Genomic DNA, 21,321 nt, shown 5'->3' with positions numbered 1-21,321 from the left:
GATTAAAGTCAGACCGCTATATACTTTTAGTTTTACTTTTTGCGTTAGATAGTATAGAAACAGTATTAGATCGATAATGAGTAAAAGAAAGAATATATTTACTTTTCTGCTTATAATCTATTCTCTGCTCTCTTTCATCGAACTCAAAGCGCAGGACGACTATAAGTATGAGGTAGGAGGGATGATAGGTACGTCTTTTTATATGGGTGATGCCAATAAAAGCAAGTTATACCAGAATCCCGGATTATCGGCTGGAGTAATATTCCGGTACAATCCGGATCTGAGATGGTCGATAAAGAATAACCTTGTAATAGGGAAAGTGTCGGGCGATACCCGGAATTCCGGAAACAAGTTCCCGTTTGATCAGCAGGCGTCTTTCAGCCGTATGTTTTATGAACTGGGAAGCCAAATCGAATTTAACTTCTTCAATTACAGCGACAAGTTCGGTTATCTTGGAGCAAAGCGCTTTTCTCCTTACATTTTTACAGGGATTGGAATCACATTCGGTTCGGGAGAGAAGAAATTTTTGGATGCTAATATTCCTTTGGGAATAGGAGTTAAATATAAGCTTAGAGACCGGCTCAATCTGGGTTTCGAGTTTTCCTTCAGGAAACTGTTCAGTGACTCGTTCGATTCTCCCAAGAAAGGGAATGAATTTGACCTGAATGAACCGTATGAAATAAAGGGGAACCTTTTCAAAAACAATGATTGGTACTCTTTGACAATGATAAGTATTACATGGGACTTTGGAGCCAGAGTTTGCCCATGCTTAAATATAGACTAATAATAAAACAAATATAGATTAGATGTCATTTCTTGATCAGATAGATAAAGAGCGCATACCCAAACATATTGCCGTCATAATGGATGGCAACGGAAGATGGGCTAAGCAAAGAAACCTCGATCGTACCTTCGGGCACAAGGAAGGTATCTCTGCTGTGCGCAGAGCCATAGAGGGAGCATCAAGAGCCGGGATAGCCTATCTTACCCTTTACACATTCTCTACAGAAAACTGGAAAAGGCCGCAGGAAGAAGTGAAAGCCTTGATGGCTCTGATGATACAGGCTGTGGCAAATGAGACTCCCGAACTTGTAAAAAACAATGTGAGGGTAAAGGTTATCGGAGATATAGGCCGCTTACCCGAAGATACCCAGAAAGCACTCGACTTCTGTCTGCAAACAACTTCGGTTTGTACAGGAACAACAGTTATACTGGCATTGAGCTATTCTTCGAAATGGGAATTGACTAAAGCGATGAAAGAGATAGCCTCCGGCGTAAAAGCAGGGACAATCGAGATTGATAATATCGACGAAGATATGGTGAAGTCACACCTTATGACTAAAGACTTCCCCGATCCCGATATACTGGTTCGCACCGGTGGAGAACTACGCATAAGTAACTTCCTGTTGTGGCAGATAGCTTATTCGGAACTTTATTTCACCGATGAGTTGTGGCCTGACTTCAATGAAGAATCGTTGTACAAATCGATTGTAGATTTTCAAAGCAGGGAGAGACGGTTCGGGAAAACAAGTGAGCAAATCTCGAAAGGCAGCAAATAAGTTTTCAATAGAAAAGATTTCAGAGACCATTAGCAGTTAATATAGATAGCAGTTTATTCAGAAAGTAATTACCATACTATATGTTCAGAAAAGGTTTATTTATTTCATTTATCATTTTATGTTCAACTTCATCGGTATTGGAAGCCCAAATAGCGGACAGCACTGAGATCAGTAATGTCAACAAAGCACTCCAGATGAACGTCGACAGTTTGCCTGTGATATCATACAACACAAGCAAAAAATACGAAATAGCTGACCTCAAGGTTACAGGCATTCAGAACCCGATGTATGAAGATTACACTATTCTGGGGTTTGCTCAACTACAGGTAGGAGACAAAATAGAAATACCGGGACCGGAAATAACAAATGCAGTAAGGCGTTTCTGGAAACAGGGATTGTTTTCCGATGCCAAGATTCTGGCGACAAAAATACAAGGAGACAAAATCTGGATAGAGATAAAACTGAAAGAACGTCCGAGAATATCCGATATTCTATATACAGGAATGAAGAAAGGGGAACGTCAGGATATAGAAGCCAAAATAGGTATGGTGAAAAATCTCCAGATAACCCCCAACCAGATGGACAGAGCCAGAACCATCATAAGGAAATATTTTGACGAAAAAGGCTTTAATAAAGCCGAAATATCCCTTACCGAGAAACCGGATTTATCGAAAGAGAATCATGTTATACTTAATATAGACGTTGTTAAAAAGAATAAGACCAAAGTAAATAAAATAACAATAGAAGGAAATGAGGAAGTTAGTGCGAGTGCACTCGAGAAAGCGATGAAGAAAACACGCCATAAGAGTAACTTCAAAGCATGGTTGAGGAACTTCCTGCGCTCGACTAAGTTTGTTCCAGAAAGCTACGAAGAGGACAAAGACAACCTGATAGCAAAATATAATGAATTGGGTTACCGCGATGCTACTATCCTATGGGACACTATATATAACGACCCAATAAAAACGGACAAAGTAGATATCGACATAAAAGTAGAGGAAGGAAAGCAGTACTTCCTGAAAGATATAAAATGGGTAGGAAATACCCAGTATCAGACATGGCAACTACAAACCCAGTTGAACATGAAACCAGGTGATGTGTACAACCAGAAAAAGCTGATCGACCGTCTGAATATGGAAGAAGATGCGGTAATGAATGTCTTCTACCAAAATAATGGTTATATATTCTCTCAGGCAGACCCCGTAGAAGTCAATATAGACAACGATTCTATCGACCTTGAAATTCGTATTATTGAAGGGCCAAAAGCTATAATACGTAAGGTGAACATATCCGGTAATGACCGTGTATATGAAGATATTGTCCGCCGTGAACTACGAATCAAGCCAGGTGCACTGTACAGCCGTGACGATATTATCAAATCGGTACGTGAGATAGCGCAAACCGGACACTTCGATCCGGAAAGCATGAATCCTCAGCCTATACCTGATCCTGACGCAGGAACGGTAGACATCAACCTGCCACTGGTATCTAAAGCTAACGACCAGGTAGAGTTCTCTGCCGGTTGGGGACAAACGGGTATTATTGGAAAGCTGAGTCTGAAGTTCACAAACTTCTCTCTCAAAAACATGTTGAACCCGAAGTCTTACAAAGGAATTATTCCTCAGGGAGAAGGACAGACACTGGTATTGAGTGCACAAACGAATGCGAAATACTACCAGTCTTATTCCGTCTCGTTCATGGACCCTTGGTTTGGAGGCAAACGCCCTAACTCACTCTCTGTAGGTGCTTACTATTCAAAACAAACTGATATTAACAGTAATTATCTGAACAACAGTTACGGATATTATAATCCTTACTCATCCTACGGAGGTTATGGGGGATACGGAGGCTATGGAGGTTATGGAGGCAATTATGACTACAGCGTCGGAGCCGACCCTAACAAGTCCATACAGATGATAGGTGTTTCTGTCGGATACGGAAAACGTTTGAGCTGGCCGGATGATTATTTCTACGTGCAAGCCGAGCTATCTTACCAATTGTACAAGATGAAGGATTGGGCATATTTCATCGTAAAAGATGGTACAGCAAACAATCTGAGCCTCAACCTTTCATTAAACAGACGTTCTATAGACAACCCTGTGTACACACGTACAGGTACAGATATATCATTGAGTGTACAGCTAACCCCTCCATTCTCGCTATGGGACGGAAAAGATTATGCTTCGATGAAACCGGAAGAAGGCAGCTGGTACGAACCGGGAGAAAAATACAGATGGGTAGAGTATCATAAATGGAAACTAAAAGCCAAGACATTTACAGCTTTGGCCGGTGCCGAAACCAAAAAGACTCCGGTATTGATGACGCGTGCTGAATATGGCTTTGTTGGATATTATAACAAACATAAAAAATCTCCATTCGAAACGTTCTATGTAGGGGGAGACGGAATGTCTGGTTATTCAAGTACATATGCTACTGAAACCATTGGTCTTCGCGGATACGAAAACGGGTCATTAGGCTCTCAGGCCAGTGCATATACACGCCTTGCTCTCGAATTGAGATATCCTCTCATATTGGAACCATCTTCTACAATTTATTTGCTTACATTCGTAGAGGCCGGTAATGCATGGAATGACCTGAAGAAATTCAATCCATTCGACCTGAAACGTTCTGCCGGAGTTGGTGCACGCATCATGCTTCCGATGATCGGGCTAATGGGTATCGACTGGGCATACGGTTTCGATCCTATTAATGGTAGCCGCGACAGAAGTGGCAGCCAGTTCCACTTCGTAATCGGACAAGAATTTTAACAACATCAATTATATTAACATTATTTATATAAGACGGAATAAACAATTGGAAGAACCGAGCGTCTAATATATATGATCAATATTTTAACTATATGAAAAAGATAATTTTACTATTTGCATTATTTATAGGAGTAGCGACCGGTAGCTATGCTCAGAAATTTGCACTGATAGATATGGATTATATCCTTAAGAATATAAGCAGCTACGAAACAGCACAGGAACAACTCGAGGTCATGTCTAAAAAGTGGCAGGGAGAAGTTGAGAAAGCTCAACAGGATGTAAAAAATATGTATAAGAAATATCAGTCCGATTTGGTTTTCTTGTCGGCAGAACAGAAAACAAAACGTGAGAATGAAATAGTTGAGAAAGAAAAAGCCCTTCAGGAACTGAATCGTAAATATTTCGGCCCCGAAGGAGAATTGTTTAAGAAACGGGAAGCTTTGGTGAAACCGATACAAGATGATATATATAATGCCGTAAAAGAAATATCGGAGGTTAAAGGTTATCAACTTATACTGGACAGAGCCTCAGCCGAAAGCGTTATTTTTGCATCTCCGAGAATAGACATAAGTAATGAAGTCCTCGCAAAACTCGGATATTCAAAATAATTATTTATATTTGTTCCCGCATAATATAGAATTAACCATTAATAAAGAACTTATAACTATGTTGAAGAAACTGATCTTATTACTGATTGTGATAGCCCCAATGACAATTTTTGCACAAGATAAAATTGCATTTATAAACTCTAACGAGATATTCTCTAAGATGCCGGAGTTGAAAGATGTTGAATCTAAGCTTGCTACCAAAAGAGAAACTATTACGAAGAATGCTGCTGCAATCGAAAAAGAATATAATGATTTGGTTGAAAAGTTCGGGAAAGACTCTACAAGCAACTTAACTGAGAGCATCATCCTAGACAGACAAAACCAACTTGAGAGCCTGCAAAAAAGATATCAGGATTTCATGCAGACAAGTCAGGCTGAATATGGAAAAGAACAAGAAACATTACTTGCTCCGGTTCAGCAAAAAATGAGACAGGCAATACAAACTGTTGGTACCGAAAATAATTATACATATATCCTTGATGCAGGTGCGTTATTGCATGTAGGAGCAAATGCCATAGATGCCAGCAAATTGGTAAAAGCTAAATTAGGTATTACAGACTAATTACACGCCACTATGATAAAAGAAAAGGATTTGCTATCGAAGCAAATCCTTTTCTTTTATCATAGCATATCTATACATCGTTCTAGTTGGATACCCCGCGATCCTTTCAATAAAATGTAGCTATCCTCTATAGGATTGGATATGAGATAATCTTTCAGACTATCCATATCTTTAAATCGCGGATAATCAGTATTGATACGGCTAAAATTATCTCCGACAAACAGCACCTTTTCAAAATTGTGATGAGATATATAGTCTGCCACCTTCTGATGCTCCACATCCGTATCAGCCCCCAATTCTTTCATATCTCCCAGAATGAGTACCTTATGGTTTACATCCATATGGTCGAAGTTTTCCAAAGCAGCGTGCATACTTGTAGGGTTGGCATTGTATGCATCTATGATCAGCATATTCTTATTTGTCTCTTTCAGCTGCGACCTATTATTTGTAGGCTCATAGCTTTCTATCGCCTTACATATCAGAGAGGCTTTCACTCCCAGATATTTGCCGACAGTAATGGCAGCTAATATATTCGGAAGATTATATTCACCTATCAGTTTTGTTTTTACCTTATTGCGCGTCGTCCCGAACTTCCATTCAAATTCAAGATAAGGACGTATAGATATCACCCGCCCCGACACAAAGAGATCTTCCTCAAACCCGTAATAAATAGAAGTAATACCTTCTGCCATTTCACGTAATAAACTGTTGTCGAAGTCAATAAATATCTTTCCGTCACGTGTACTCCTTATATATTCGTACAGTTCGCCTTTCGCTTTTATTACATTCTCATACGAGCCGAAGCCTTCGATATGTGCGTGACCGATATTAGTTATCAGTCCGTAATTCGGTTGTGCTATTTCCGACAAGAATTTAATCTCTTCCACATGGCTTGCACCCATCTCTATAATAGCAATCTCGTGCTCTTTCTTTATACGCAATATAGTCAATGGAACTCCGATATGGTTATTCAGATTGCCTTGTGTAGACAACACATTATATTCCTGCGAAAGGACGGAAGTTATCAGCTCCTTTGTTGTTGTCTTTCCATTCGTTCCTGTTATACCAATCACAGGAGTCTTAAACTGCTTACGATGATGGCGAGCCAGTTCCTGTAACGTTTCGAGCGCATTATCTACTAATATTATATTGGGACGGGTAACATATTTAGCCTCGTCCACCACCGCATAACTACATCCCGAATCAATCGCCTTTTCGGCGTATTCGTTACCATTAAAATTCGCACCTTTCAATGCAAAAAAGATAGAGCCTTTGGGGGCATTTCTGGTATCGGTTGAAACTTCTGGATGTTGTTTATAAATCTTATATAGCTCGGATATCTCCATGTACGTTTAACAAAAAAAGTGTTTATTCTAAAACGTTTATCAATGTACTATTGTTTATTATCAGGAAGTTCTATTAGGTTTTATTTAAGGCATTACGAATATAATGCTAATAATCCATATATCACCCCCCACTTAACGTTTTTTACTTTTATTATATCCATCCCCAAAATATACCATAAACATGGTATAAAAATACCTTACTCTTGCGATTTCTCAACCCGTGAATAGCACGTATCTTTGTACTATAGATAAATTAAAACATAAAAAATAAATCTTATGGGAAAAATAGCAAAAAAACTCACAGACCTGATAGGAAATACTCCTCTACTTGAGTTATCTAACTTCAACAAGAAGCATGGACTTAATGCTCATGTAATAGGAAAATTGGAATATTTCAACCCTGCATCCAGTGTAAAAGACCGTATAGCAAATGCGATGATAGAAGACGCCGAAGCAGCAGGCATACTAAAACCCGATAGTGAATTGATAGAACCCACAAGCGGTAATACAGGCATCGGGTTGGCATTCGTTGCAGCAGCAAAAGGATATAAACTAACACTGACAATGCCCGAAACGATGAGTATAGAGCGACGCAATCTACTCAAAGCTTTAGGGGCAAACATCGTATTGACTCCGGGTCCTGATGGCATGAAAGGAGCAATAGCAAAAGCTGAAGAACTGCAAAAATCGAATTCGAAAGCAGTAATACTACAACAATTTGCCAACCCTGCCAACCCTGCTGTACATCGCAAAACAACAGCCGAAGAGATATGGCGCGATACTGATGGTAAAGTTGATATCTTTGTTTCCGGTGTGGGTACCGGAGGTACAGTAAGTGGTGTAGGCGAAGTGCTGAAAAAATATAACCCTAAGGTAAAGATCGTAGCTGTAGAGCCTGCCGATTCTCCGGTATTATCGGGAGGAAAACCGGGACCACACAAAATACAAGGTATCGGGGCAGGATTTATTCCTAAAACCTACGACGCATCTGTAGTAGACGAAATCATTCAAGTGAGCAACGACGATTCTATCCGTACCAGCCGCGAACTGGCACGCGAAGAAGGTCTGCTCGTAGGAATATCTTCCGGAGCTGCTGCCTTCGCTGCCGCACAGTTGGCCAAAAAGCCTGAGAACAAAGGGAAAAATATAGTTGTAATACTCCCTGATACAGGCGAGCGTTACCTATCTACTGTGCTGTACGCTTTTGAAGAATATCCGCTTTAATCATTATATAGTTAATAGTTGAAAAAGGTTTGGTTATCCTTATCCAAACAGAGTAATTAGCCTGTAAGCTAATTACTCTTAATTCGTTAAATTTACTAAGAAATATCTATGAGTAATTATAAATTTGAAACACTACAAGTCCATGCAGGACAGGAACAAGAACCTGTAACACGCTCGCGTGCAGTACCTATCTATCAGACCAGCTCATATACATTCGATGATGCGCAGTATGGAGCAGACCTTTTCGCTTTGCGGAAATTCGGGAATATCTATACCCGCCTGATGAATCCTACTACCGATATTTTCGAGAAACGTATTGCTGCTCTCGAAGGCGGAGCTTCGGCTCTGGCAACTTCATCGGGACAATCGGCACAGTTTATTGCTCTGAATAATATCCTGTCGGCAGGAGATAATTTTATCACCACATCACACTTGTATGGAGGTACATACAATCAGTTTAAAATACAGTTCAGACGCCTGGGAGTAGAAGCCCGGTTTACACCTGATGACGAACCCGCATCTTTCGAAAAGCTTATAGACAGCAAAACAAAAGCCCTCTATCTGGAAACAATCGGAAACCCCGATCTTAACATACCGGATTTTGAGGCTATTGCTGCCGTAGCTCAGAAGCACGACATACCACTGATAGTTGATAATACTTTCGGTGCGGGTGGTTATCTTTTCCGTCCATTGGAGCATGGTGCTTCGGTAGTGGTGGAAAGCGCTACAAAATGGATCGGCGGACATGGCACATCGCTTGGTGGCGTTATTGTCGATAGTGGTAAGTTCAACTGGGGAAACGGTAAATTCCCTGAGTTCACTCAACCGTCCGACAGTTATCATGGTCTTGTTTTCTGGGACACATTTGGTGCTGGTAGTCCTTTTGGCAATATTGCATTTACTATAAGGGCACGCGTAGAAGGATTACGTGACTGGGGAAATACAATTAGCCCATTCAATTCATTCCTCTTGTTGCAAGGACTTGAAACTCTCTCCCTACGTGTAGAACGTCATGTAGAAAATGCACTCGCTTTGGCTAAATGGCTCGAACAACACCCTAAAGTGGAATACGTGAATTATCCGGGACTCGAAAGTAGCCCATATCATTCACTGGCAAAGAAATACTTTAAGCGAGGATTCGGTGGAGTATTATCTTTCAAAGTGAAAGGATCGGGTACAAATGCTGATAAACTAATTAATTCGCTTAAACTAATCAGTCATTTGGCGAATGTCGGTGATGCCAAATCACTCATCATACATCCGGCAACTACCACTCATGAGCAGTTATCCGAAGAAGAGAAGATAGCAACCGGAGCCATACCGGGACTATTGAGAATATCAGTAGGAATAGAGAATATAGACGATATCAGAGCCGACCTTGAACAGGCACTCAATAATATCTAAAAGAAAACAGGCTGTCTCATTTATTTTTAAGAGCCTATTTATGCTTTAATTTATACTTTAAGAAGTGTTCTAAAAGTGCTTAGATGCAAAGCCGCCGATTCTCAGTAGGACGGGAGCATACTAAGGTATGTGACCTACGACTGATGAAGATGCCAATGAAGCAGATGAGTGCTTTTTGAACATCTTCGCTTAGCGCTGCATTTCCCTCAGCTTAATCTTAGTCAATACCTGCTTCGTATTCAATGGAAAATCGGCATCCATCATCCAGGCATAGAAACTAGGTTCTTTTTTCAGAACTTCTACTACTGATTTTCCTTTGTGTTTCCCGAAATTAAATACTTCTACCCCATTCTCATCTCGGATAATACGCCCTGCCAAGTCGACATTGTCGTTGAAGAATGAGAACTCCGAAGCCAGTTTCTCTATATCGTTTTCCAAGTCAGGGTATTTATCCAGCTGAGCTTTCAAGACTTCATATGTAGCTTTTGTATCAGCTTCTGCCGAGTGAGCATCCGTCAGGTCTTTTTCGCAATAGAACTTATATGCTGCTTCCAATGTACGCTGCTCCTTCTTATGGAAGATAATCTGCACATCTATCATCTTTCGCTTGCTGAAATCAATATCCACCCCCGCACGCAAAAACTCTTCGGCAAGCAAAGGAATATCGAAACGGCTCGAATTAAACCCCGCCAAGTCTGCCCCTTCCATCTGGTCGGCAAGCGACTTTGCTATTTGCTTGAATGTAGGGCAATCCTTCACATCTTCGTCATATATCCCATGCACCGCCGAAGCCGAAGCCGGAATAGGCATCTCAGGATTCAGCCTCTTGGTTTTTATCTCTTCCTTTCCGTTAGGATATACTTTCAGATAAGATATCTCTACTATACGGTCTTTTACCGTATCTGTTCCTGTGGTTTCGAGGTCGAAGAATATAAGGGGATTCTTTAAATTAAGTTCCATAAGCTTAAGCTATTAATTAAAAGACTTTATCACCCTGTAACCTGAACGAGAGTGATAAAGTCTGTCTATTTTATCGTGTTTCTAATAATCGCGTTCTTAGTCGTTCAGCATCATCGGCATCAGCAACATCAACAGATCTTCATTCTCTTCATTCTCGGTAGGAATAATAAGGCCGGCACGAGACGGATCTGAGAGTTCCAATGATATATCGGTAGACGGAATGTTTGTCAAAATCTCTATCAGGAAGCTCGACTTGAATCCGATATTCATTGCTGTACCGCTATAGTCGCATGGAATAGTTTCTTCTGCAGCAGTAGAGAAATCTATATCCTGAGCCGAAACTACAATATTCTTGTCCGACAACTGTAGCCTGATAAGGTTGCTCGCCTGATTGGAGAATACCGAAACACGTTTCAGCGCATTAAGGAAAGCCTGACGATCGAGGATCACCTTGTTTGTATTGTTCTGAGGAATTACGGAATTGTAATTTGGATAACGTCCCTCTATAAAACGGCAAGTCATTGTATAGCTCGACATTTTGATGTAAGCATTGTTTTCATCGAACTGGATTTCCACAGTTTCCGCTTCTTTCGGAAGAATAGCCTTCAACAGATTGGCAGGTTTTTTCGGCAAGATGAACGAAGCTCTCTCCGCTCCTTTTGCAGACATTGTCTTACAGCGCACAAGTTTGTGGCCGTCCGACGCTACAAAAGTAAGATCATCGGTAGTGATATCGAAGAATACACCATTCATCACCGGACGAAGCTCATCGTCGGCACTGGCAAACAGTGTGCGGTTGATTCCCGAAAACAGTACCTGAGGGTCTATAGTCAGGCTCACAGCAGTATCTTTCAGCTCTTTAGGCTGTGGATAGTCATCTCCGTTCTGTCCGACAAAATTATATTTACCATTATGGAAATATATAAATGTTTCCAGATTTTCGTTATTTATCTCAAATGTAAGTGGTTGCTCAGGAAGCTCCTTCAATGGATCAAGCAAGTTCTTTGCATTTACCGCAAATTTTCCGCTACCATCGGCTTCGTTCACTTCGAGTGAAGTTACCAGACGAGTTTCGGAATCGGCTGCTGTCAGTTTCAGAGTAGAGCCCTCCAGTTCCAGAAGGAAACAATCGAGGATAGGTAACGTGTTTTTCGAGTTAATCACCTTGCTTATTGCTTGCAGGTGGCTTAACAATGCAGTGCTGGAAACGACAAATTTCATATTTTCTGTATGTTTATTAATTTTATTTTTCGTGATAACAATAGAGCAAATATAGGAATTTTTCAGTTAGATCAAACGATTTTATACCGCCTATATTTATAATATTTCTATCCGTATTACATTAACTTCGCTTTCAATCCTTCAGCTATTGCATCCAGAAAGTCTTCCGTATTTAAGAAATCTGTGCGCTGCATCTTGTCGCCATGTACAAGCAGTGCGAGGTCTTTAGTCATTTTACCCTGTTCCACAGTTTCTACACATGTTTTTTCCAGTTTATCGGCAAAGTCTATCAACGGCTGGTTACCATCCAGTTTTCCACGATGTGCAAGTCCTCTTGTCCATGCAAAAATAGAAGCGATCGGATTGGTAGAAGTCTCTTTTCCTTGTTGATGCTGACGATAGTGGCGGGTTACTGTGCCATGGGCTGCTTCGGCTTCCATTACCTGCCCATCGGGCGTAAGTAAAACAGAGGTCATCAGTCCAAGCGAACCGAATCCCTGTGCAACAGTGTCAGATTGCACATCACCATCGTAGTTTTTACATGCCCATACAAATCCTCCGTTCCATTTCAGGGCGGCAGCTACCATATCGTCTATCAGGCGATGTTCGTAAGTAATACCTGCCTTCTGGTATTCGGCTCTGTATTCGTTTTCGTACACTTCCTGAAATATATCTTTGAAGCGTCCGTCATAAGCTTTCAGTATCGTATTTTTTGTAGACAGATACAGCGGATACTTCTTCTGCAATGCCAGACGGAAACAAGAGTGTGCAAAGCCGTAGATGGATTCGTCCGTATTGTACATACCCATTGCTACACCGTCACCACTGTAATTATATACAGTGTATGATTGAGGCTCACCATTCTCAGGTGTGAAAGTAAGCGTAAGTGTACCTTTTCCTTTGGTAACGAAATCGGTAGCTTTATATTGGTCGGCATTGGCATGACGCCCTATTATAATGGGCTGAGTCCATGTATTCACCAATCGCGGAATATTACTGATTATGATAGGCTCGCGAAAAACTGTTCCACCGATAATATTACGGATAGTACCGTTCGGTGACTTCCACATTTTTTTCAATCCAAATTCTTCCACGCGAGCTTCATCGGGAGTGATGGTGGCACACTTCACAGCAACCTTGTATTTGAGTGTGGCTTCTGCACTGTCTATCGTTACCTGATCCTCCGTAGCATCGCGGTTTTCGATACTCAGGTCGTAATATTTTAGGTCTACATCCACATAAGGAAGTATCAGTTTATCTTTTATATACTGCCAGATGATACGGGTCATTTCGTCCCCATCCATTTCTACAACGGGATTTACTACTTTTATTTTTTGCATATTTTTTTAGTTTTTTTAGTCTACTAGTTTATAGTATACTACTTGTTCGTTTTTAATATTCCTCTTCTTTCTAGTATACTAGAACTCTACGATCTAGTACACTACTTAACATCTTTTAACCATATACCCAACAGGTCGAGCATTTGTTTGTGGTATTTAAAACTGTCTCTCATTCCCCAGCCATGTCCTCCTTCCGGAAATACATACATTGTTGCATCAATATTATTTCTTTTAAGCGCATCATAGTACAGAGTGCTGTTCACTGGTAATACCGATTTGTCGTCGTCACTCAGCAGGAGTATTGCAGGAGGTGTATTAGAATTCACCTGCTTCTCATTAGAAAATGTATAAACATCTGTTGCAGATGGTTTATCGCCCAGCAGATTCAATTTAGATCCGCCATGCGTAGCAATCTCCATTGTAATCACAGGATAGAACAGTATCGAAAAATCAGGGCGAGTGCTCGTTCCCAAAACTGCATAATGCGTAGAAACAGTAGACGCCAGATGTCCTCCGGCCGAAAATCCTGCAATACCAATCTTATTCTCTTTTACACCCAGTTCTCTCGCGTGTTCGCGTACATAGCGCATAGCCTGATGAGCATCTTCCAACGGAACATTCTTGTGTTTGTTGGGCAAACGATATTTCAGCACGATACCTGTAATTCCCTGCCCAACCAGCCATTCGGCGACCTGCTTACCTTCATGATCCATTGCTAACCCTGCATAACCTCCTCCCGGACAAATAACGACAGCCATTCCCGTATTTTTTGATTGTTCCGGTGAATAGATCGTCAGTTCAGGACTTTGGTTTTCCAGTCCATTGTCTGTCGGAGGATTACCATCCCAAAGTTTTACTACTTTCTGTGCAGACAAATTTACAGATATTGACAAGAGCAGTATCATACATACTGTCAGTATTCTTTCAGGTTTAAACATCTTTTCTATTATTTAAAGGCATTCCCCAAAGATAGAAATTTTAGGATTTAATTCAAAGCTACAATAAGAAAGATATAGTTATCGCTTTGCAGAATTTTGACTATCTTTGCTTTCCGAAAAAAGAATTTAGACCAAAATATGGAAACAGTTTTAAGCGGTATCCGCTCTACAGGAAATCTACATCTGGGAAATTACTACGGTGCATTGAGAAACTTTACCAGAATGCAATATGAAAATAAGTGTTTTTTCTTTATTGCCGACTATCACTCTCTGACCACGCATCCCGACCCAAAACTATTGCATGGAAATGTGAAAGGTGTTCTGACCGAATATCTGGCAGCAGGAATCGATCCCGAAATTTCGACAATATATATCCAAAGTGATGTTCCGGAAGTATGTGAATTATACCTCCTACTGAATATGCACGCTTATCTGGGCGAACTATCCAAAACTGTATCATTCAAAGAAAAAGCCCGCAAACATCAGGATAACGTAAATGCAGGACTGCTCACCTACCCTACACTAATGGCTGCCGACATACTGATGCACAATGCCGACAAAGTGCCTGTGGGTAAAGATCAGGAACAGCATCTGGAAATGACACGTAAGTTTGCACGCCGCTTCAACAATCTGTACGGAGTGGAATATTTTAAAGAACCTGTTGCTTATAACTTTGGACATGAACTGATAAAAATACCGGGACTGGACGGAAGCGGAAAGATGGGTAAATCGGAAGGTAACTGCATCTATCTCGATGAAGATCCGAAAAGCATAGAAAAGAAAGTAAAACGTGCCTTGACAGATGAAGGTCCGAAAGCACCTGACTCTGAAAAACCGGACTATATAGAGAACCTGTTCACTATACTGAAAGTAGTTTCTACCGAAGAAGTTGTACAGCACTTCGAAGATAAATGGAACACTTGCGAAATACGCTACGGAGACCTGAAAAAACAACTGGCTGAAGACATTATAAAAGTAACAGACCCTATACGCGAGCGTATAAAAGATATCCGCGACAATGACGCTTACCTGCACAAGGTAGCTACCGAAGGAGCCGAAAAAGCCCGCGAGAGCGCAAGGAAGACACTAAGCGAAGTACGCGACATAATGGGAATTAAGAAATTCTAACCCCACATACAGACAAAGATAGCGGCGAATCGCTATCTTTGTTTTTTATATAACCTGTTTACCATGAAATCCATCTTACTCTCAGCCATTTTGCTGTTTGGCTTCATCTGCTGCTCGTACGGGCAAACCATGTTTTAAAATATTATCTGCTATAATTATTACTAGCGATATTTTCACTAAGTTTGTAAATAGTCAATAACATATACACAATATAAGATACATTATTATGAATAATAATGAAAAATACGAATTGCTGGGTAAAGGTGAAACAGGTCTGGCTTCTGTAATGGGCATTTATCCTTCCGATAAGAACTTCCAATTCAATGCCGCACATATAGAGAAAGCACTAGCCGACAATAAGGATTTCAAGCTGGCTTCGTTCAACAAAGCCGAAGTAGACAGCGAGATATCCATTATGAGTTTCAATGCCGAGATAGAGTATAAAAAAACCGCATTTAATGTAGAACTATATGTATGCAGTACCAAGAATCTCAATCTGCGCGATTACGGGTTTGCCAACTCAATAGATGAAGAATCTCTACATAAAGCGATGGAGCAGGAATACTATCTGGAAGTATCTATGTATTTCGAGCTGGAACCACTTACCTCATTCCATTTGCAACTAAAGATACTCAATGCCATTGTTCCACATGCCAGTCTGGTAATCGACCATATGTCTTACCGCCTGCTATCGGCAAAATGGCTGAGTATGACAGCTAAATCGTCTATTCCGCCTTCGCCGGACTACCTGTATGTACTGCACTGTGTATATGACGAGGAAGGGAAAGATGGCAACCGTAGATACTGGTTCCATACACACGGGTTGCATCGCTGCGGATCGGTAGAACTGGAAATGCTCAATTTTAGCCAGGGTGCAGAACAAATGCAGACCATGATCAACATGACTGTTAAAAAATTCCTCTCTCATCCTGCACTAGAGAAAGAGCGCTTTACCATCGGATACGACGGTATGGGGATAAATCTGTGCTGGCTGAGATGGGAGGAAGCTCTTAAAGACCTGCCTCAAAATATATTGGGCGGAGCCTCCGACCGCGATGAGGCTGATAATGTACATGCCGAACCATCGGGTATATTATTCGCTGTAGAGGACGGAAATATGATTTCGCCGGAAATATATGCCCCTACACTGGCAGAGAATCCGATATACTATATCAACAATGAAGAAACGGCGAGAATGAGCGCCCTTGCCAAAGAGAGTTTCGCTGCCTTTGAGAAAGTATTCAGAAAAGAACACAAAGAGCCCGAAAAAAAATCTTTCTTCAAAAAGATGTTTGCAGGAAAAGATGAAGAGGAACAAGACAAGTGGACTTTTCTCGTAAAGCTCGGACTCACTGTAGACAACGCCGAAGCCGAAACCGAAAAGGAGCACCTGTGGTTTGATGTACAGGCAATAACCGATAATAAAATAACAGGCAAGTTGCTGAATCAGCCTTACTGGATATCGGGTCTCAACGAAGGTGATGTAAAAGAATATCCTGTAGATGTACTGACCGACTGGCTTATTTATTCGCCGGACAATACATATTCACCGGATTCTATATATCAGCTGGTAGATTAAAAAAGCTCGAAGAAACTCAAAATGTAATAAATGCTTACATTATCAGTTATCGTACCCTGCTATAACGAAGAGGAAGTTATACAGGAATTTTACAGACGAACTAAAGATGTACTGCTTAACCTGAAAGAGGCAGAAGGGTTCATTATCTTTATAAACGACGGCAGTAAAGACAAGACGAGGTATATATTAGACCATATCGCAAGTGTAGACAACAAGGTGAAGGTCATCCACTTTTCGCGTAACTTTGGTCATCAGCCGGCTGTTACCGCAGGACTAAACAATTGCACGACAGACCTTGCCGTAATTATAGATGCAGACCTGCAAGACCCCCCCGAGCTGATACCCGACCTGATAGAAACCCATCGGAAAGAAGAAGCCAGTGTTGTTTACTGCGTAAGAAAAAAACGTAAAGGAGAAACAGCATTCAAGAAATGGACAGCAAAAATGTTCTACAAAACGATGAATAGTATGTCGGAGGTAGAATTTCCACGCGACACAGGAGACTTCAGGCTGATAGACAGGAAAGCAATAGACGCATTCAACAAACTACCTGAAAAAGGGAAATATATAAGGGGGCTGATTGCATGGATAGGATTTAAACAAACTCCATTCTACTACGATAGGGATGCACGCCTTGCAGGTGAAACAAAATATCCGGTAAAAAAGATGCTGGCTTTTGCCAAAAAGGCTTTGTTATATTTCTCAAAGAAACCATTGATGTTATCGATCAGTCTGGGTTTGGCAGCTGTAATTGTCGGCATCGCATATGCTCTATGGATATGGCTGGGACATATATTTGGCTACATAATCACAACCACTGGATGGACATCAACCATCATAATCATAATATTCTTTGGAGGGATTCAGCTACTGACGGTCGGAGTATTGGGACAGTACATCGGAGTACTTTTCGACGAAGTAAAAGGCAGGCCTGAATATATAATAGAGGAGAAGGTCAACTTTGATAGCTGATTTTTATTCGTCTTCTTTTACCTCTTCAAAAGGGACATATTCCCCTTCGTTTTTAGAGAACTTCTTCTGAGCGGGTTCCTTTGTACTTTGCCGACTACTATCATTGGTACGGCTACGGCTTGTATTTCTCTTATTATCGGATGGCCCGAAAAATCGTATAACACGCCCGAGTACAACACCTAACAAAAGGAATCCTACAATAACAATCAAAAGTAAAAATCCGAGAAATTTGAACATATCGCAACTATATTACTATCATTTATCAGGTACAAATATACTTATTTTTCGCCGTTATATATAATATCGGAGCTTACTACTGCGCTTCCATAACTTGTATTATAAGCTTTGAAGCAGCCTAAAGCTCCTCCCGACAGATTTGTTGTAGGATTTGAACCTTCTGCTACCGACCGCAACGATTTGTAAAAAGTGTACATCCCTACATCGAGGCTTTGCATCTCCACCCTCAGCCGGTCTCCTGCGTTCAGGTCTTCGTCGTCATTATCTTCCTTATCGAAAAACAGAATACGGTGCGTTTGAAGACCATCCCTGTTTTCATCATCGTTCAGATAGAAGCTACTCATCAGTTTATCGTTTACATACAGCAATGTATAATAATAATTAGTCACACCTGGCGGATCGTCAAACACTATAGATGGGGAAAACCAAGACTTATCACCCGCCTTTATTTCATAAATATATACTTCGTTGATAGGAACAGCTTCGGGAATGGTAGCACTGGCTTCATAAATATCGTCTCCCGTACTGATCTTTATATAGTAGGTTTCTCCTACAACGCCGAACATAGATGATAGATACAGTCCCGGTTCGTTAATGCTCTCCTGTAATATTTCCGATTCTCCACCTGAACTTCTCAATTCGATAGTAGCACCGGGTATATGCTCGAATGGCTCGCTGGAATAAAATGCCTGCGATTTGGTAAGTAGCACAACGCAGGGCGAACCTTCGGTTATGAAGGCATCCACTACATTCATCGGATCAACTGTATTCAGGTCGAGGGTCACGACTTCTTCACACGAAGTAGCCGATATTAGAAATATAAATAATAGACTATATATAAACCTCATAATTCTCAAAATTTGAAATTCCACGAAATGGAAGGTATGACGCTGAACAAATAAATCATATATGATTCCGACACCCTATTGTTATCCTTATTCTGTCTGAATCCGTAGATATATGGATTTTTGCGTGCATAGGCGTTATATACACTGAATGCCAGTTCGGATGTATAACGCTTTGTCTTTTTCAGTGTCCATATAGCCCCCAGATCGAGGCGATGAAAGGCTGGTGCACGGTACTCGTTACGTCCGCCGTAGTAGTAAATGGCATGTCCGTCAACAGCATACTTTCCGGATGGAAATGTGGTCGGATTCCCTGTCGCAAACACCCATGTTGCCGACAATGTCCATTTCCTGCTCAGATCATATATTCCCACAACAGAAACATCGTGCGTACGATCCTGATTAGCTGCATACCACTTGCCTCCGTTTATCTTATCTATCTTCTTCTCGGTACGTGAAAGGGTATAACCAATCCAACCGTTGAAACGCCCAAATTTCTTTTTCAGGAATAGTTCGAGACCGTAAGCACGTCCCTTCCCGAAAAGCAATTCAGTCTCGATCAACTCTTTGCCATGCACATCAGCACCGTCTTTGTAGTCTATCTGGTTATGCAGGTCTTTATAATACAGTTCGGCACTAAACTCAAATTTATTATCCGAGAAATTACGGAAATAACCGAGCGATACCTGATTTGCGATTTCGGGTTTTATGTAATTCGTATTTGCTATCCATCTGTCCACAGGGCTCGACATATTGGAGGCCGACAACAAGTGCATATGTTGCGAAGTACGGGAAAAAGCGGCTTTCAGCGATGATGTTTTATTCAACCGATAAGCTACGGAAACGCGCGGTTCTATATTCCAGTATGTTTTCACAAAATCACCATTCTTGGTAGATATGATATTAATTATTTCCTGATTATCGTTAAACTCATAATAGTCTCCTCCTCCCAATATGCTGAACGAGGATAACCGTAGTCCATAACTCAGATCGAGACGGTCGTGCAGTTTCACATTATGGGAAGCATAGAGCGCGTTTTCCCACGAATAGCGGTGGGCATAGGGAGTAACTATAAGCTGTAACGGGTCTTTACTTGTCAGGTCTCCGGGTACTATCTGATGATACGATGAAGAGAAACCCGCCTTTATTGCATTCCTGCTATTGGGGTAAAAGTTAAATTCCTGATTTAGATTATAGTCTTTTATATGTGACTCTATGTTCAGACCTGTTGTCAGGTCTACACTTACATTGTATTTGTAGTTGGTGTACGAAAGGGTAGTCGTAGATGTCCTCTCCGAATTGAATATATGATTCCATTTCAGACTGGCAATCGTATTTCCCCAGTCCATCATCATCACCTCGTCCAGCCCCAGTTTATCCTGCCCGTGATACGCAGTCAATGTCAGTTTATCTTTGTCAGACAGCACATAACTGAGTTTGGCATTGAGATCGTAAAAATAAAGCTTTGAATCTTTTATCTGTTCCACACCTATAGCATGTGCCAGCGCATCGGCATAGGTACGGCGGGCAGAAACAATAAAGGACGAACGTTCTTTCTGTATAGGCCCTTCGAGAGTTAACTTAGATGAGATAAGCCCAATGCCTCCGTTCAGATGAAATTTTTTGAGATCACCATCGCGCATACCTACATCCAGCGTAGAAGACAACCGCCCTCCGTATTGCACAGGCATAGAACCTTTATAGACAGTCATATTGTCAACCACATCAGAATTGAATGTAGAAAAGAAACCGAAAAGATGGGATGGATTATAAACAGTAGCATTGTCGAGAAGTATCAGATTCTGGTCATCGCTTCCTCCGCGAACATAAAATCCGGTGTTCCCCTCTCCTGCCGATTGTATTCCGGGTAGTAGTTGTATTGTTTTCAGAATATCCCTTTCTCCTAAAAGGACAGGAATCTTGTTTACAGTTTCTATTTCCAATTTATCTACACCCGACTGTACACCTTTTATGTTCTCGTCTGTTCTGGTGGCAGATACTTCCACTGCGCTGAGTGATACGGCTTCGGGTTCTAGATCGATATTCTGAGTTCTATTCTTATCCAGTCTTATCTTCAATTGTTTGGTATGGTAGCCAAGCAACTTAAAGATCAGATTGTATTCTCCTGCGGGAAGTGTGAGCGAGTAGTTTCCCGATTCGTCTGAAAAGCAACCTTGTTGCGGTGACTCCCGAACCCCCATCGACGCGCCCACCAAAACCTCTCCTGTCTCGGCATTACTTATTCTACCTTTTACGGTAAATCTTTTTTGTGCAAAGATGGATATATTGACAATTAAAAGAATTGCAAATAAAAGGTATTTCATGTTTGAGACTTTAGGGCTTAGGGGCAGGGCATGTTTCAATTATCTAAACCGGAAAAACCAGCAGTATATTATATTCCCCGCAACCAGTCAATCACAAAGATAAAATTATTTGCCAAAACCGTCAAAAAAACATGATTTATATACAATATTAAGAAACTGTTCCAATTTTATACAAATCAGACAAGCGGAAAGACTGTGCACAACCTATCTTATTGCTGCAAAATATTTATTTCTGATATTTTTTTCTATCTATCTTGTTACTAAAAGAACATTCATCTCTTATCCCATTTAGAACTCTTGCATTTG

18 protein-coding genes are annotated in these 21,321 nt (G+C 41.0%); 10 read left to right on the top strand and 8 right to left on the bottom strand.

Annotation, left to right across the window (positions count from 1 at the left end; genetic code table 11):
* Window positions 1-76 precede the first annotated feature (76 nt).
* The 5 genes from M2448_RS09305 to M2448_RS09285 all read left to right on the top strand — a co-directional run bounded on the left by M2448_RS09305 (window position 77) and on the right by M2448_RS09285 (window position 5,497).
* Entirely contained in the window at window positions 77-784 is a 708-nt protein-coding gene (locus M2448_RS09305) for a DUF6089 family protein (protein WP_280645886.1), read from the top strand.
* A gap of 22 nt (window positions 785-806) precedes the next feature.
* On the top strand, window positions 807-1,559 hold the full coding sequence (locus M2448_RS09300; RefSeq protein ID WP_280645885.1) for an isoprenyl transferase: 753 nt from the start codon (window positions 807-809) through the stop codon (window positions 1,557-1,559).
* A gap of 80 nt (window positions 1,560-1,639) precedes the next feature.
* Window positions 1,640-4,327, top strand: a complete 2,688-nt coding sequence (locus M2448_RS09295) for a POTRA domain-containing protein (RefSeq protein WP_280645884.1) — start codon at window positions 1,640-1,642, stop codon at window positions 4,325-4,327.
* Window positions 4,328-4,419: 92 nt separating this feature from the next.
* Window positions 4,420-4,935 (top strand): OmpH family outer membrane protein, encoded by a 516-nt coding sequence (locus M2448_RS09290; RefSeq protein ID WP_280645883.1) that lies wholly within the window; start codon window positions 4,420-4,422, stop codon window positions 4,933-4,935.
* A gap of 58 nt (window positions 4,936-4,993) precedes the next feature.
* Window positions 4,994-5,497, top strand: a complete 504-nt coding sequence (locus tag M2448_RS09285) for an OmpH family outer membrane protein (protein ID WP_280645882.1) — start codon at window positions 4,994-4,996, stop codon at window positions 5,495-5,497.
* Window positions 5,498-5,556: 59 nt separating this feature from the next.
* Here M2448_RS09285 and murF read toward each other — a convergent pair whose 3' ends face one another.
* Window positions 5,557-6,843 (bottom strand): UDP-N-acetylmuramoyl-tripeptide--D-alanyl-D-alanine ligase, encoded by a 1,287-nt coding sequence (gene murF, locus M2448_RS09280; protein WP_280645881.1) that lies wholly within the window; start codon window positions 6,841-6,843, stop codon window positions 5,557-5,559.
* A 276-nt stretch (window positions 6,844-7,119) separates the two neighbouring features.
* On the opposite strand from murF, the gene cysK reads away from it, so the two are divergent.
* Window positions 7,120-8,067, top strand: a complete 948-nt coding sequence (cysK, locus tag M2448_RS09275; RefSeq protein WP_280645880.1) for a cysteine synthase A — start codon at window positions 7,120-7,122, stop codon at window positions 8,065-8,067.
* Window positions 8,068-8,175: 108 nt separating this feature from the next.
* Entirely contained in the window at window positions 8,176-9,471 is a 1,296-nt protein-coding gene (locus tag M2448_RS09270) for an O-acetylhomoserine aminocarboxypropyltransferase/cysteine synthase (RefSeq protein ID WP_280645879.1), read from the top strand.
* A gap of 189 nt (window positions 9,472-9,660) precedes the next feature.
* On the opposite strand, the gene M2448_RS09265 is transcribed toward M2448_RS09270, so the two are convergent.
* The 4 genes from M2448_RS09265 to M2448_RS09250 all read right to left on the bottom strand — a co-directional run bounded on the left by M2448_RS09265 (window position 9,661) and on the right by M2448_RS09250 (window position 13,930).
* On the bottom strand, window positions 9,661-10,431 hold the full coding sequence (locus tag M2448_RS09265; RefSeq protein WP_280645878.1) for a 3'-5' exonuclease: 771 nt from the start codon (window positions 10,429-10,431) through the stop codon (window positions 9,661-9,663).
* A gap of 96 nt (window positions 10,432-10,527) precedes the next feature.
* The gene (gene dnaN / locus M2448_RS09260) at window positions 10,528-11,652 is read right to left on the bottom strand and encodes a DNA polymerase III subunit beta (protein ID WP_280645877.1); all 1,125 of its coding nucleotides are present in this window, start codon (window positions 11,650-11,652) and stop codon (window positions 10,528-10,530) included.
* Window positions 11,653-11,768: 116 nt separating this feature from the next.
* Window positions 11,769-12,992, bottom strand: coding sequence for an isocitrate dehydrogenase (NADP(+)) (locus M2448_RS09255; RefSeq protein ID WP_280697110.1), 1,224 nt, complete (start codon window positions 12,990-12,992; stop codon window positions 11,769-11,771).
* A gap of 101 nt (window positions 12,993-13,093) precedes the next feature.
* Window positions 13,094-13,930, bottom strand: coding sequence for an alpha/beta hydrolase (locus tag M2448_RS09250; protein ID WP_280645875.1), 837 nt, complete (start codon window positions 13,928-13,930; stop codon window positions 13,094-13,096).
* Window positions 13,931-14,068: 138 nt separating this feature from the next.
* Here M2448_RS09250 and trpS point away from each other — a divergent pair, with 138 nt between their 5' ends.
* The 3 genes from trpS (at window position 14,069) to M2448_RS09235 (ending at window position 17,609) form a co-directional block, all read left to right on the top strand.
* Window positions 14,069-15,058: a tryptophan--tRNA ligase gene (trpS, locus tag M2448_RS09245; RefSeq protein WP_280645874.1), complete on the top strand. Its 990-nt coding sequence runs from the start codon at window positions 14,069-14,071 to the stop codon at window positions 15,056-15,058.
* 226 nt (window positions 15,059-15,284) lie between these two features.
* Complete coding sequence (locus M2448_RS09240; RefSeq protein ID WP_280645873.1) at window positions 15,285-16,637, top strand: DUF4026 domain-containing protein; 1,353 nt, start codon at window positions 15,285-15,287, stop codon at window positions 16,635-16,637.
* Window positions 16,638-16,667: 30 nt separating this feature from the next.
* The gene (locus M2448_RS09235) at window positions 16,668-17,609 is read left to right on the top strand and encodes a glycosyltransferase family 2 protein (RefSeq protein ID WP_280645872.1); all 942 of its coding nucleotides are present in this window, start codon (window positions 16,668-16,670) and stop codon (window positions 17,607-17,609) included.
* A gap of 3 nt (window positions 17,610-17,612) precedes the next feature.
* On the opposite strand, the gene M2448_RS09230 is transcribed toward M2448_RS09235, so the two are convergent.
* Genes M2448_RS09230 through M2448_RS09220 form a run of 3 tightly spaced genes read right to left on the bottom strand, consistent with a single transcriptional unit; the run spans window position 17,613 to window position 21,015 of the window.
* Window positions 17,613-17,846: a DUF4834 family protein gene (locus M2448_RS09230; RefSeq protein WP_280645871.1), complete on the bottom strand. Its 234-nt coding sequence runs from the start codon at window positions 17,844-17,846 to the stop codon at window positions 17,613-17,615.
* A gap of 41 nt (window positions 17,847-17,887) precedes the next feature.
* Entirely contained in the window at window positions 17,888-18,694 is an 807-nt protein-coding gene (locus M2448_RS09225; RefSeq protein ID WP_280645870.1) for a DUF4249 domain-containing protein, read from the bottom strand.
* Window positions 18,695-18,699: 5 nt separating this feature from the next.
* Window positions 18,700-21,015: a TonB-dependent receptor gene (locus tag M2448_RS09220; RefSeq protein WP_280645869.1), complete on the bottom strand. Its 2,316-nt coding sequence runs from the start codon at window positions 21,013-21,015 to the stop codon at window positions 18,700-18,702.
* Window positions 21,016-21,321 lie beyond the last annotated feature (306 nt).

The organism is Dysgonomonas sp. PF1-14 (genome assembly GCF_029892965.1).
Classification (GTDB): domain Bacteria; phylum Bacteroidota; class Bacteroidia; order Bacteroidales; family Dysgonomonadaceae; genus Dysgonomonas.
The sequence above is the reverse complement of the archived record's forward strand: the minus strand, read 5'-3'. Positions and strand labels throughout refer to the sequence as shown.